At 50.1% G+C, this 13,868-nt stretch carries 14 protein-coding genes; 8 read left to right on the top strand and 6 right to left on the bottom strand.

Annotation, left to right across the window (positions count from 1 at the left end; translation table 11 throughout):
* Nucleotides 1–616: 616 nt before the first annotated feature.
* Entirely contained in the window at nt 617–1,639 is a 1,023-nt protein-coding gene (locus Mal48_RS18695; RefSeq protein WP_145203172.1) for a glutamine synthetase beta-grasp domain-containing protein, read from the top strand.
* Here Mal48_RS18695 and Mal48_RS18700 read toward each other — a convergent pair.
* Nucleotides 1,634–1,930, bottom strand: a complete 297-nt coding sequence (locus tag Mal48_RS18700; RefSeq protein ID WP_145203175.1) for a hypothetical protein — start codon at nt 1,928–1,930, stop codon at nt 1,634–1,636. The two genes, Mal48_RS18695 and Mal48_RS18700, sit on opposite strands and share 6 nt — an antisense overlap.
* Nucleotides 1,931–2,068: 138 nt before the next feature.
* Between Mal48_RS18700 and Mal48_RS18705 the strand changes: the two genes are divergently transcribed.
* Both Mal48_RS18705 and Mal48_RS18710 read left to right on the top strand, forming a co-directional pair.
* On the top strand, nt 2,069–3,607 hold the full coding sequence (locus Mal48_RS18705) for a YifB family Mg chelatase-like AAA ATPase (RefSeq protein ID WP_145206388.1): 1,539 nt from the start codon (nt 2,069–2,071) through the stop codon (nt 3,605–3,607).
* Nucleotides 3,608–4,399, top strand: a complete 792-nt coding sequence (locus Mal48_RS18710) for a hypothetical protein (protein WP_145203178.1) — start codon at nt 3,608–3,610, stop codon at nt 4,397–4,399.
* Between the two features lie 96 nt (nt 4,400–4,495).
* On the opposite strand, the gene Mal48_RS18715 is transcribed toward Mal48_RS18710, so the two are convergent.
* Nucleotides 4,496–5,395: a PDZ domain-containing protein gene (locus tag Mal48_RS18715; protein WP_145203181.1), complete on the bottom strand. Its 900-nt coding sequence runs from the start codon at nt 5,393–5,395 to the stop codon at nt 4,496–4,498.
* Nucleotides 5,396–5,811: 416 nt separating this feature from the next.
* On the opposite strand from Mal48_RS18715, the gene Mal48_RS18720 reads away from it, so the two are divergent.
* Entirely contained in the window at nt 5,812–6,534 is a 723-nt protein-coding gene (locus Mal48_RS18720) for a phosphatase PAP2 family protein (RefSeq protein WP_145203185.1), read from the top strand.
* A 110-nt stretch (nt 6,535–6,644) separates the two neighbouring features.
* Here the strand turns inward: Mal48_RS18720 and Mal48_RS18725 are convergent, their stop codons facing one another.
* The gene (locus Mal48_RS18725; protein WP_145203189.1) at nt 6,645–6,983 is read right to left on the bottom strand and encodes a zinc ribbon domain-containing protein YjdM; all 339 of its coding nucleotides are present in this window, start codon (nt 6,981–6,983) and stop codon (nt 6,645–6,647) included.
* Nucleotides 6,984–7,271: 288 nt separating this feature from the next.
* On the opposite strand from Mal48_RS18725, the gene Mal48_RS18730 reads away from it, so the two are divergent.
* The 4 genes from Mal48_RS18730 (at nt 7,272) to Mal48_RS18745 (ending at nt 11,744) form a co-directional block, all read left to right on the top strand.
* Entirely contained in the window at nt 7,272–7,982 is a 711-nt protein-coding gene (locus tag Mal48_RS18730) for a ZIP family metal transporter (protein WP_145203192.1), read from the top strand.
* Nucleotides 7,982–8,560, top strand: coding sequence for an antibiotic biosynthesis monooxygenase (locus tag Mal48_RS18735; protein ID WP_145203195.1), 579 nt, complete (start codon nt 7,982–7,984; stop codon nt 8,558–8,560). Before Mal48_RS18730 ends, Mal48_RS18735 begins: the two co-directional genes overlap by 1 nt.
* Before the next feature lie 456 nt (nt 8,561–9,016).
* A complete protein-coding gene (hxpB, locus tag Mal48_RS18740) occupies nt 9,017–9,670 on the top strand; it encodes a hexitol phosphatase HxpB (protein ID WP_145203198.1) in 654 nt (217 codons plus the stop codon).
* Nucleotides 9,671–10,094: 424 nt separating this feature from the next.
* Nucleotides 10,095–11,744 carry a cation:proton antiporter gene (locus tag Mal48_RS18745; protein ID WP_145203201.1) on the top strand — a complete coding sequence of 550 codons (1,650 nt, stop codon included), beginning with the start codon at nt 10,095–10,097 and terminating at the stop codon, nt 11,742–11,744.
* 108 nt (nt 11,745–11,852) lie between these two features.
* Here Mal48_RS18745 and Mal48_RS18750 read toward each other — a convergent pair whose 3' ends face one another.
* The 3 genes from Mal48_RS18750 to Mal48_RS23640 all read right to left on the bottom strand — a co-directional run bounded on the left by Mal48_RS18750 (nt 11,853) and on the right by Mal48_RS23640 (nt 13,657).
* Complete coding sequence (locus Mal48_RS18750) at nt 11,853–12,206, bottom strand: YciI family protein (RefSeq protein ID WP_145203204.1); 354 nt, start codon at nt 12,204–12,206, stop codon at nt 11,853–11,855.
* On the bottom strand, nt 12,203–12,691 hold the full coding sequence (locus Mal48_RS18755; RefSeq protein ID WP_145203207.1) for a VOC family protein: 489 nt from the start codon (nt 12,689–12,691) through the stop codon (nt 12,203–12,205). Before Mal48_RS18755 ends, Mal48_RS18750 begins: the two co-directional genes overlap by 4 nt.
* 156 nt (nt 12,692–12,847) lie before the next feature.
* A complete protein-coding gene (locus Mal48_RS23640; protein WP_145203210.1) occupies nt 12,848–13,657 on the bottom strand; it encodes a YciI family protein in 810 nt (269 codons plus the stop codon).
* Nucleotides 13,658–13,868: the final 211 nt, after the last annotated feature.

Here is a 13,868-nt window from a genome sequence, read left to right on the forward strand (position 1 = left end):
TTTCGATCAAAGAGAATTCAACAGCACTCATGTATGACGGATTATCCGACTCGAATCAACCAATCCGAGTCAATCCAAAGCGAAATAGCGACAAGGGTCTAACATCTCCTGATGCCTGCCTCACCGCTCTGCAAGTCTCTTCAAAGCTGAAAAAGAAGCCTGCCCCGATGATATTCTTCCAGAATCTCGCTTTGATACTTACCTGCAATCGCCATCCGGATGAACTGGAAATCGAGAAAACGAATCAGTAAGATCAGTTTTGGTCACGGCACACAGGAATCTCACTTTGGCACGTGAGTTGCTTTTGCTCCCACCTAATGAGTTGGATGTAGCATTTCAAGCATTTCTTGCAGGGACGAGTGCTACATGAGAGCTTCACTTGCATACGATTTAAGCAAAGTTGCCTCTCGGATCAGCAGACTGCTGCCCCAAACATCAGCATGAAGCAAATGATTCGATTGTTTTTGTGAAGACAAAACAAGCGATTCACCAGATTTATCGGGCGTTGCAGTTCTGACGTCCACGCTCGAAAGTCGGAATTCAACTATGTTTGCGAGACTCACCTCGCAGGTTCCTGGTTGACGTCAGGTGACAATCACTTACTAAGGATTTATTGATGAGCAGCTCAAAAGCAAAACTGGAATACATCTGGCTTGATGGTTATAAGCCAACGCAAAGCCTGCGAAGCAAGACGAAAATCGTATCAAATTTCAGCGGAAAGCTTGAAGATTGTCCGATCTGGAGCTTCGACGGTTCCTCTACTGAACAGGCAGAAGGAGGATCTTCAGACTGCCTCCTCAGACCAGTGGCAATCTACCCAGACTCCGCTCGCAAGAACGGCTGGTTGGTCATGACGGAAGTTCTCAACGCCGATGGAACTCCTCACGAATCGAATGGTCGAGCCACGATTGTCGACAACGATGAAGATTTCTGGTTTGGATTCGAACAGGAATACACGATTTGGGACATCAGTATTAACCGTCCCATCGGTTTCCCAGCTGAAGGATATCCGGGACCACAGGGGCCTTATTACTGTTCAGTTGGCTCCACGAACGCCATCGGTCGCGACCTCGTCGAAGAACACCTCGATGAGTGCCTTGATGCAGGCCTCAACGTTGAGGGAATTAACGGCGAAGTGATGATGGGACAATGGGAGTTCCAAATTTTCGCGAAAGGGGCTGCAGAAGCTGGCGACCAAATTTGGGTTGCTCGTTACCTCCTCGAACGTTGTGGCGAAAAATACGGCTACAAAATCAACTGGCACTGTAAGCCAATGAAAGGAGACTGGAACGGTTCAGGGATGCACGCGAACTTTTCCAACACGCTCCTCCGAGAAGCAGGTGACAAAGCGATTTACGACAAAATCTGTCAGGCTTTCGAACCAACTGTCCAAGATCACATCGCTGTGTACGGAGCCGACAACGACCAACGCTTAACCGGTTTCCACGAAACCCAGCGTATCGACCAATTCAGCTACGGTATCTCAGACCGTAGTGCATCGATCCGCATTCCTATCGCGACTGTTGAATCGGGTTGGAAAGGCTGGCTCGAAGATCGTCGTCCTGCTTCAAACGCCGACCCTTACAAAGTGGCAGCTGTCATCATCGACACAGTCAAAAAAGCCTGTGCAACATTATAGAACCAGTCCGAAAACCTCTGGAACAGCCGCTTTCCTCAATGTTTGAGAGAGAGCAACTTCAAGTTTCAGGATCAGTTCCAGGAAACTTCGACGACTCGATGACCTTAGCGACAAAGTTGTGATTCGTTTAATCGCGACCGCTTGCTGAAGTTTTGCGAGAACGAAGATTCCAAGTTCAATTGAGTACGTGAAATTGAAATCGTTAAACGCCCGGCAGTGATGTCGGGCGTTTTTCTTTTCACAAAGCGTTTTGTCCCGCAGTTTCTCCCGTACTTTCGTTGTTTTCAGCACGAAAAAAATGAGGTCCCTCTCTTTGGCCGAACGACACTTGCAGCCTGCGAGGCTGGCTGACAGAATACCTGATGGTGTGTCCACTATTTTATGAGACTCGACCGTATGGCATGGTCGGCAGACAAAAGTTATTTCTTCATGCTGGCGAAATTATTGACTTACTCGATCTTTGGGATCGATGCGAGACCGGTCGAAGTCGAAGTTGATATCTCACCGGCATCAATGCCGAAAACAATTCTCGTTGGTCTGGCTGAGGCAGCTGTCAAGGAGAGCACACATCGTATCGAACGAGCATTAGTCAACAGCGGATACACTCGCCCGGTTGACCGAATTGTCATCAACCTTTCGCCGGCTGACTTCCCCAAAGAGGCGTCATCATTTGACCTTCCAATAGCTCTGGGAGTCCTCGCTGCCAGCGGTCAACTGGAAACTTCTCTGTTCTCCGAATACAGCGCAGTTGGGGAACTGGCACTTGATGGAGTTGTCCGCAAAGTTCGCGGTGCGCTCTCAATGGCGCTCCAGGCTCGTGCCAACGGAAAGAAGGGACTCATCGTCCCGGTTGAAAACTCTCGCGAAGCAGCTGTCGTCGATGGCATCGACGTTATTCCAGTCGGATCATTGGCGGAAGCGGTCGGGTTTTACACTGGAGTGCTCCCCATCGATCCGGTTCCGTTCAGCTGGGACGATGCTGTGGAAGAACATGGGACGTATCCTTTTGACTATTCGGATGTCAAAGGACAGGAGATGGCGAAACGAGCTGTCACCGTCGCAGCTGCTGGTCGGCATCACCTGCTAATGATTGGTTCCCCGGGAACAGGGAAGACATTACTTGCGCAAAGATTAGGAACCATCTTGCCCCCGCTTTCCGCTGAGGAATCATTAGAAACAACACGCATATACAGTGCCGTTGGTCGCTTGGAAGAAGGTGAGTCACTACTCCTGCAACGCCCCTTTCGATCACCTCACCACACGATTTCACAAGCGGGACTGGTCGGTGGCGGAAGCATCCCGACTCCGGGTGAGATTAGCCTGGCACATCACGGCATCTTGTTTTTAGACGAGTTGCCTGAATTCAATCGAAACACTCTCGAAGTGATGCGGCAACCACTCGAAGAAAGCCGCGTCACCATTTCGCGAGCTGTTGGATCAGTGACCTTTCCAGCCAGCTTGATGCTGGTCTCCGCAATGAATCCCTGCCCTTGCGGGTATCGTGGAGATCCCAAACGGCAATGTCACTGCTCGCCAATGCAGATCGAAAGGTATCTGTCGAAGATCAGCGGGCCTCTACTCGACCGCATCGACATTCACATCGAGGTTCCACCGGTTCCGTTCCGAGAACTCTCTGCACGAACTGAAGGGACTCGTAGCGAAACCATGCGAGAACAAGTCATTGTCGCCAGAGAAGCACAACGGGAGCGATTCGGAAAAGATGGTTCGCTGGTCAACGGAACGATGGCTCCTCAGCAAATTCGAAAGTATTGCAAGCTGAGCAAAGAGGCGGAATCATTACTCAAAGCTGCCATGGAAGAAATGGGACTGTCCGCCCGTGCACACGATAAAATCCTTCGCGTCAGTCGCACAATCGCAGACCTCGACCAAGCTGAATTCATCGACGTTCCGCACCTCACCGAAGCAATCAATTATCGGACACTCGACCGGAGTTCCTGGACGCAATAGATGACACAAAAAACGGAATGTGGACCAGATTACAGAGTCATTCTTCTCGGCGCCAGTAACCTCACATTAGGGCTGCCGCGATTGGTCCACTCGTTGCGAACAGCTCTTCCTGGAACAGTCGAGATAATCTCTGCTCATGGACATGGTCGGTCTTTCTTGAAGTGGAGCTACGTTTTCTACCGCGGTTTACCGTCCATCACTCATTGCGATTTATGGAGCGACCTTGAAAAGAGACCAGCTGCAAAAGTGACTTATGCTCTCGTCACGGATTTAGGGTGCGATCTGTTCTATGGGGCAAAGCCCGATCAAATCATTGATGCGGTTGGAACCTGCCTGAATCGGCTGTCAAAACTCGGAGCGAAGACTGTCTTCGTTCGCCCGCCGCTAGAACGTTTGTACCAAATCAGCGACTGGCATTATTACGTCGTAAAAAACATTTTCTTCCCGGGCCCAACTGTTCGCTGGCCACTGATGCGAGAGTACATTACCGAAGTCGACCACGGTGTTTCAGGAATTGCCGAAAGCCTGGGCTGTTCGATTCTGGCCCCAAAAATCAGCTGGTTCGGGTTCGATCCAATTCACATCAAACGCAAGCAGCGAAACCTTGCCTGGCAAGAAATCGTAAAAACCTGGAGAGCCACCGAGGCGCTTCAAGTTGCCACTCCGGGTCTCGGGACATCCTTCCATACCTGGACAAGAAAAGCCTCGTCCAGAAAAGTTTGGTGGATCCCCAACACCCACTCCCAGCCGAGTTACCAATGGGCCGACGGCTCGTCACTGTCAGTCTACTAGAACAGTTTGCTTTAGAACAGTTTTCTCTACCGTGTGCCTATGAAGGTGCTGTATTCGAGCCACTTTCACAGGTGCAACTTTCCCATCACGACTGAGTCATTCAATAACCGGGGCTGGGATTGGCTCGACCTCTCGATTTTGATTCCTGAGACTTTCCGCTTGCAGTTGTTCTATCTTTTTAAGGATGAGTTCCTGGCGTGCTTCAACTTCGCCACGAAGTTGATTGAGTTCATCTCGAAGTTGCGTGACTTCCAGAGAAGTATCGTCGACGAGCAGATTCGAGTCATCATACAAGTGATCATGATCCGCAAAGAGCGGGCTGAGACTCTCCGGGATTCGGTGCCGACGTGCATCGAGAATGTGGCGAGCGTTATCGTCGAGATCCTCCCAGAGAATCGGAGCGACTTGAACGTCAAGAATTTCCTGCTTCCTGCGGATCGTCAATGTGATTGCCTCACCTTCACTTTTGCGAACTTCGCTTTGCAAATGTGGCAAGGATAATACCGGTTGGTCGTTAACCTGCATTAAAAGATCAAACTTTTGAAGTCCCCCAATGGCTGCTGGTCCGTCGTCGATCACTGCCGTCACGAGAAGTCCCTGTTGATCGCGAACACCTAAGAGTTCATGGTATCCATCCGGAATTTTCTTGACTGTTATGCCAATGAAATAAAGGTCGTTCGGATCAAGCTCGGATTCTGGAACGAGATACGGCTTCACCAAATCCTTAACAATCACAGGAGCCCGAATCGCATCTTCTGAATCAAAGGAGTACTTCTTTCCATCCGGCCCAGTGATGATGATTCGATTGCGCGTTTTTAGATCAGTCTGATCGGTCACAACCCTTTCATCCTGTACCGGAACAGCTTCGTCAACACCAGCCTCATTGGTTTCCGGCGCGACATTTGGCGAGACAACCTGAACCTCACTCATCGCTCGAGTTGAAAGAGCAGCTGTCGTTGTCAAAATAAAGAGAGTGCAAAATGAGTAAGTTTTCATTGTTCTTTCCTGTCATGTTAGCGATGTTTCGGAGAGTTCCACGTTGGTATTCAGCAGTAGACAGCTTCCTTGGAGAAGAGAAATTTGGCGGCGATGATTGCTAGAGCAGTCTGCTTTACCGTGTGCCCGTGAAGAACGCATTTCTCTAGAACCAGTCCGAAAACCTCTGGAATAGCCGCTTTTCTCAACGTTTGAGAGAGCATTTTCAAGTTTCAGGATCAGTTCTAAAAAATGCTGTTTGCTTTCTTCTTTGCAGATCCTTCTCCTTTTCGATAATGCAGATACCGCGCCAAACCAGAAACTTTTCTTTAGAGGGAACTCATCAACACTGCCAATGTTCGAATGAGGCGCTGTCAGCTGGAATGCGATTTGCTTTTCACTTTCACTCCAAGCTGGATTTTATTTGAAAGAGTCTGATGGATTTTCTTGTTCGAACTTATCAGTGGATTGTGCGCGATGAACTGCTCACCTTCTCATTGGTGCTAGTGATCCTGTTGGGTGGATGGATTTTTGTATCCATCGCAGATGAAGTCGTCGAAGGTGAAAGCCATGAACTCGACAAACGGATATTGTTGAGTTTGAGAGATGCGGAGAATCGAAGTGATCCGATAGGTCCGACCTGGTTTGAAGAAATGGCCCGCGACATCACCGCACTCGGCAGCGTTGTTGCACTGATGATTTTCACTGCGACAACAGCGGGGCATCTGTATTTCACCAAACAGCCGTGGATAGCAGTTTTCGTGGTGATCGCCGTCCTGAGTGGAACAGCGATGAGCTCTGCCTTGAAACTCGGCTTCAATCGACCTCGCCCAGATCTCGTGCCGCATGAAACTCGTATCTACACAAAGAGTTTTCCCAGCGGTCACTCTGCGATGTCATCGATCGCTTACTTAACACTGGGAGCAGTCATGGCCCGCGCTGAACGCAGACGGAGAGCAAAAGTGTTTCTGCTGGCTGTGCCGGTGTTCCTGCTGCTTATCGTTGGAATGAGCCGCGTCTATCTGGGAGTGCACTGGCCGACCGATGTCTTGGCAGGTTGGGCTTTTGGTGTATCGTGGGCGGCTGCATCGTGGTTAATTTTCGAACTCCTGCAACGTCGCTTTCATCTCAACATTCAATCAGAATCTTCATCGTCTTAAATTCTCCGTGGCCCCGAAGACAGTTTGCATGAGTTCAAAATTGCTTGTCATACGGCAGAACCTGAAGACTGTTCGTGGAACTGCAATTGAGCTCTCCTCCCATCTATCAATCAGGCTTTTTTGACGAATTCAGACTTCAGTTGCATCGAACCGAATCCATCAATCTTGCAATCGATATCGTGGTCCCCTTCGATCAAACGTATGTTTTTGACCTTTGTCCCTGCCTTCAGCACAGATGACGCTCCTCGGACCTTGAGGTCTTTGATCACCAATACTGCGTCGCCGTTATTCAATTCGTTCCCGTTCGCATCTTTCCACACACGAACCTCCTCCGATGCCTCCATTTCTTCGCGAGTCCATTCGTGTGCACATTCGGGACAAACAAGAAGGTTGCGGTCTTCGTAGGTATAAACCGATTGGCATTCGGGGCAGGGGGGCAACGTCGTCATCTCATTCTTCTCCAGTCGTCGTCAGTTCTTCTCTGCAGATTCGCTCTGCTCTCTGCCAGATCAATATAGCGATCCTCGGCCGCTAAGGCATCTCTACGAAATTCGCCAACAGCTGATCTCCTCCCGCCGAACTTAGCTGTATCAAGACGTCTCTCGAAGTTTTCAGCAGGCTTGATGTCGGACTCATCAAATTCCATCGAAATGTCATTTTATCTTGAGCCAACTTGTACCGATCCAGAAATCGTCAGAATGAAAGATTTTCGGACCCGTTCTTATTAAACTCTTTGAATGGATCCAATTACACAGCTCATTTTACTGACTGCCATCGCTGGGGCCGCCATTCCAGTGGGGGGGCTCATTGCCTCTATCGAACATATCCAACCGCAGTGGTTGGAGGATGAATTCCGGCACACCGTTATGGCGTTCGGTGGAGGAGCATTGATTTCTGCAGTCGCGTTGGCGCTGATCCCCGATGGAACCTCAATGATCACCACCTGGGAGGTGATTGTGGCCTTTGCATTGGGAGGACTGTTTTTTTGGGGGCTGCAAGTGTTGCTCGACCGCAGTCAATCCTCCGCATCGCAACTCACTGCAATGTTGTCCGACTTCATTCCTGAAGTTATCGCACTCGGAGCTGTCATCGCGAGCGGGAAAAAAGGTGCCGTGTTATTAGCGTTGATTATTGCATTACAAAATGTCCCTGAAGGATTCAATTCTTACCGAGAATTCCAAAGGAACGGGATTCCGAAGAAGAGAATCTTGCTTTGGTTTACCATCGCTGCAATGCTCGGTCCGTTGTTGGGCGTGTTCGGATATCAGATCATCGCTGAGCAGACAAGAATCCTGGGATGGATGCAAGTCTTCGCAGCTGCTGGCATCCTCTACCTTGTTTTTGAGGACATCGCGCCACAGGTCACGCTGAAGAACAGTCGCTTTCCGTCACTTGGCGCTCTGCTCGGTTTCTTACTCGGATTGATCGGGAAGTTGCTCGAAAGTTAATGATGAACCTTAAAGACCAAAACAATCAAGTTTCCCAAGCAGCCATCTTTGCAACTGCCTTTCCAGTCCCGGGGCAGGAACACCAATGGGAACAGGCGCTCGGAGATCTGATTCGAACTTCATCGACCTTTCCCGGTCATCAAGGCTCGATGGTTCTGCAACCTGAATCTCCAGATCAGCTTTTTTATCGCGTGATCACCAAGTTCGACACTCATGAAAACATGCGTCGCTGGTACGAATCTGCTGAACGAGAAGAAAAGGTTGCGCAGCTCAAACCATTCGAGCAACAGCCCGCAGAGGTTCAACATCTGACCGGTTTTGAGACATGGTTCATTCCTCCAGCTGGCTCAAACGCAACAGCTCAAGCGCCTCCGAAATATAAAATGTTTGTCGTAGTCTGGATTGCAGTCTACCTGGCTGTTCTGCCAATGATCTCTATCCTGAAACCCTTGACGGACGGGATTCCACAATTATTAGCAAGTGCACTCTTAGCTGCCACCAGTGTCGCAATGATGACATGGATCGTCCTGCCGCTTCTGATGAAGCTGTTCCAAGGCTGGTTGTACCCAAAATCCTAAGTTTCTCAGCTCTCACGAATTATGAACAACAGCTCACGATGACAGCAAACATGCCAATTACAGCAGTTTTCTTCGTATCTTTGAGCTGAACAGCACCACATTGCGACTTGTGGTTCATTCAAGCTGGATTAACATCCAACGACAATTGTGAAGCCAGCAAGTCAAAGAGCTTAGGAAAACCTCGAGCCAGCTATTAATGCAGGCCCTCCAGAAAACACGCGGTGCCCTAAACCTTTTAACAGAAAAACCTTAGGGCACACCGCACCCAAAAGCATAATTTCCGAGCCGATTCACCAAAGCTCATTTGTGCAGGCTGTGCCACTGCGGGGACTCGCGAAGAAGTTGCACAGTCAAACGAAAACTGATCCAAATACCTGAAATTGCTCTTTCGAACAGTGAGAAAATTTCTCAGCAGAGAATTTTCCGAGAGGGTTTTAACGCATCAAGTGAGAGAAAATGATTAAAGCGGTTGTATTTGACATGGACGGCTTGATGATCGACTCCCAACCCTACTGGCACGAGGCTCAGGTTGAATTCTTTTCACAGCTTGGGACTCCCATAGCGGAGCAAGACATGGTTGATACGACAGGGATGCGTATCGACCAGATTGTCAAAATCTACTTTGCTGAATTGCCGTGGGAGGAGGACCGCTATCAGGAAGCGTGCGATCAGATGCTCGACTACGTGCTGGAGTCCATCCGCAAGCACAAGCCAGCAATGCCGGGATTGAACCATGCCATCGAAACCTGTCGTCAAGAAGGGGTGCAATTGGCAATCGCGTCCTCTTCCCCGATGAGCCTCATCGATGCGACCATTGAGGTTCTGGAACTCGATGGCATTTTTTCAGTGAAATCATCCGGTGCAGATTTACGCTACGGAAAGCCACACCCTGAAGTCTACCTGAACGCCTGTGACGATTTAAATATCGAGCCACAACACTGCCTGGCTATCGAAGATTCGTTCGTCGGATTGCTCTCAGCAAAATCTGCACAAATGAAAACAATCGTTGTCCCTGAACCTTCGTTCGCCAAAGAGAAACATTTTGCCATCGCTGATTTCCAACTTGCATCGCTCAATGACCTCACCCCCGACATGGTGCAATCCCTGTAAGCATTTCCCCAATGAGCAATGAATGAACTCATAGTCGCGTTCTCCCTCGTGGCAACCAGGTATGAAGTCGTGAACGCGAACTTCACGGGTACTAAAAGTATTGAAAACAGACTCGGGAGCTCGAACACTTGTTTCGAATCCTGCCTCGTAGCAGACAGACAACGAAGTCGTGAACTTGAACTTCACGGGCACAAAAGTATTGAAAATAGACTCGGGAGCTCCAACACTTGTTCCGCTTCCTGCCTCGTGGCAGACAGACAACGAAGTCATGAACGTGAACTTCACGGGCACAAAAGTATTGAAAATAGACTCGGGAGCTCCAACACTTATTCCGCTTCCTGCCTCGTGGCAGACAGACAACGAAGTCATGAACGTGAACTTCACGGGCACAAAAGTATTGAAAATACATTAACGGGAAGAAATATTGGATCTTTGGCCCATTCTCCGTGACATCGTTGTTTTGCTGGGCGCATGCTTACTGGTCGGCGGTCTTTTTTCGCGATTTCGCCAGAGCCCGATTATGGGTTACTTGCTGGCTGGAATGCTTCTCGGCGGTCCTGGAAGTATTCAGCTGGTTGGTTCCGAGCAACCGATTGAGGCGATCGCGGAGCTGGGCGTTGCTCTGTTGCTGTTTAGCCTTGGTCTTGAATTTTCTATCGAGCGACTGAAAAAACTTGGTGCAAAGCCACTTCTGGGGGGTGCAGCACAAGTGGTGTTGACGATTCTCCTTGCCTTTGCAGGAGCAAGTCTCATCGGGCTTTCCGTGAAGCCAGCACTTGCATTCGGAGCCATGGTTTCCCTGAGCAGTACTGCAGTCGTATTGAGGATTCTGATGGAACGCGGCGAAATGGAGATGCCGCACGGTCGCAACAGCCTTGGCGTGTTGCTCACACAAGACATGGCCGTAGTCCCTCTGGCCTTGATGATGACTGTTCTGGGCGGCGAGGGGAGTGTGGGTGAGATCGCGTCCAACGTGGGAAGACTGTTAGTCATGGCGAGCGGGTTAGTCATTGGGCTTTACCTACTCACCAAAGTCGCTGTCCTGGCACTCGGAACGTTGACTCTTCACCGGAATCGAGAACTCACAGTCCTCTTCGCAGTTGTGACAGGATTAGGTGCTGCCTGGGCGTCGCACTCGATTGGAATCTCACCAGCTTTGGGAGCCTTTGTTGCGGGAATGTTACTCGGAAGCTCAGCCTTTGCGACACAAATCCGTGCAGACATCTCCCCCCTGCAGGTTGTGCTGTTGACACTCTTCTTCGGTGCAGCCGGTATGGTGGCTGATCCAATCTGGATTTTGACAAACTGGTACATTGTAGGCTCGGTCGTCATCGCGCTAACAATCGGAAAGCTACTCGTCATTTGGGCGACCTTCCTCGCATTCGGTCAATCGACCCGGGTCGCAGTGGCAACCGGTCTCTGCCTTGCTCAAATTGGTGAATTCGCGTTCGTCCTCGGGTCAATTGGGAGATCCAGTGGGGTGGTGACCGAAGCGACGTACGCTCTGGTTGTTTCCATTGCCATTGTTTCATTTTTCCTGAGTGCGTTCCTGGTTCCCGCAGCTCCACGAATTGGCAATTGGATTGCAGGGTTGGTTCAGTCTCAACAACTCGCTCCCGAAAGTGAAGCGGAACTGCAAGAACCTCCTGACGTCGCCATTATCGGTTTTGGGCCTGCGGGTCAAATTGCAGCTCGCCCGCTGATTGACAAAGGGTTGCGAGTCGTAGTGATTGAGCTCAACCGAAACGGCATCCGCAAGGCGAAGCAACTTGGATTCCATGGAGAGATTGGAGACGCCACGCAAAGCGAAGTGCTAGAACATGCCCGTCTACACGAATGCAAAGCGGTCGTCATCACCGTCCCACATCACAAGTCAGCGATCACGATTCTTGAACACGTCCGAAAGAACGCTCCGAACACCCACGTGATTGTCCGCTCTCGCTACGAAATCCACACCGGAAGCTTCGTCACAGCTGGAGCACATGCTGTCGCGGGGGACGAAGAGCAGGTTGGTGAAAGCCTCGCCAACCATCTGGTCGGTTGGTTGGACTCAACGGATTCATCTGAGGCCTGATCCGCTGCCACACTGCCAGAAACAGCCATGGAAACGGACTCAGTTCGAGAACCTGCGCAACTTCACGGGACTACAAAGTTGTGAAGACAACAATTGACAACAGCTCCATCAATCCTCAATTTCTGGTAATGGAAACAGCGGACGAATTTCAACCGTCCCTTTCTTTGCTGGCGGGATGCGGGCAGCGATTGCGATCGCTGCGTCTAAGTCATCAACGTCGAGGAGGTAGTAACCGCCAAGTTGTTCGGTTGTTTCCGCAAATGGTCCATCAGTGATGAAACGTTGACCGTCACGAACGCGAACGCTTGTCGCAGCTGCCACGGGGAATAGCGGAGAGGAATCAATCAGCTTGCCTTCCTCTTTGAGTTTATCACAAATCCTCATCGACTCGACCATGCACTCATTGCGTTCATCGTCGGTCCAACAGTCTTCGGCTCCGTAAATTAGCAGCATGTATTTCATTGTTTTCCTTCGTAAGCTTGCTTCAGCTTTTCGACATCGAGCTTAATCATTTGTACCATCGCCTGCATGACGCGACGAGATTTCTCGACGTCTTGATCATGCACCATTTCAAAGAACGCTTCAGGCACGATCTGCCAACGCATGCCGTATTTGTCTTTCAGCCATCCACACATGACTGGCTCGCCACCGTCGGCAGTGAGAGTCTCCCAGTAATAGTCGACTTCCGCTTGATCTTTGCACCTGACAGAGAGCGACATCCGGTCGTTGAACGGGTCACAGGGACCACCATTCAGAGCTTGATATCGCTGGCCGAACAGCTCGAACTCAACAAGGATCACATCACCTGCCTGACCACCGGGCCAGTCGTCATGGCTGAGCATCTTGTCGTGAATTCGGGAATCGTCAAAAACGGAAACATAAAATTCCGCCGCTTCCTCAGCGTCTCCTTCAAACCACAGACAGGTCTCGATTTTTTGCTGTCCCATGATGGTTCTTTCTCCTCTTTCAAACTGGAAATCTTCGAGCAGCTTTATAGATAGCTCGCCACAAGGTGAAACGTAAAGTTCCTCAGTGAATTTGCTGACTCAAACTCTGAAATAATGACCACTCCAGACGTTATCGGACAGGATAAAATCGCTGTGCTACTTCTGCGAATGAAGACCGAACATGTTCCCTTCAGTGTCGACCGCTAACACCATAAATCCATACGGCCCGAGCGATGTTTTGGGACGCTGAATACGACCGCCAGATGCTACGACTCGTGATCCTTCAATCGCACAGTCCTCACAGTTGAAATAGACCAGCGTGCTGTTCCCCCCGGAAGCGACTCCGTCCTTCTTCGTCAACGCACCAGTTGCCCCTGAAGATTGCATCGACATCGGAAACGCCATCAATTCAATCTCCTCCACAGGCGATGGAAGATGTTCGAGCTTGATGTCGAGGACCGCCTCATAGAAGTTCGTGGCACGGGCCATATCCTGCACGTAAATTTCGAACCAGCCCACCGGGTTCATTGCAGTTTGGTCCTCACGATCGGCAATTTTCTTACGTAAACATTCTTCGTGAGCCATCACGGTTCCGTCTGGATCGCTCTCAGCGAAATCCTCCATTTCAAAGAGCGGACGAATCTCGATATCGGATTCTTCTTTCATTGGGTTCGGACACTTCTTAATCCACTCGACAGCTTGCTCCATCGAATCGACTTCCCACAACCAGTACCCAGCGATCAACTCCTTCGTCTCAGCGAATGGGCCGTCGGTCACAACTCGATCGTTCCCGCGAAACGTGATTCGTTTCCCTGCGGAGGTCGGTTTGAGTCCCTCGCCCGCTTTCATAATCCCCGCTTCGACGAGTTCCTCGTTGTACTTGCCCATCGCTTCGAGCAACTCCAGGCTGGGCATTTCTCCCGCCTCAGACTCTTTGGTCGCTTTGACCAATACCATGACTTTCATGCTGTTATTCCTTTTCGAGTCAAATGACTTTTGGCTTCATACAATGTTGTCGATGACTTCGTCCGCAAATCGACAGGCTCCACCAATTTTTTTTTGAATATTCAAACATTACTTGCCCCCAAGAAAACCAACGCGTCATCAAACGTTGGGGACATAGCGAGTTCAAGCTGAGGAAATCTTCTTGTGAAGAATTAAATTGACATGGATTCGC

Source organism: Thalassoglobus polymorphus (assembly GCF_007744255.1).
Taxonomy (GTDB): domain Bacteria; phylum Planctomycetota; class Planctomycetia; order Planctomycetales; family Planctomycetaceae; genus Thalassoglobus; species Thalassoglobus polymorphus.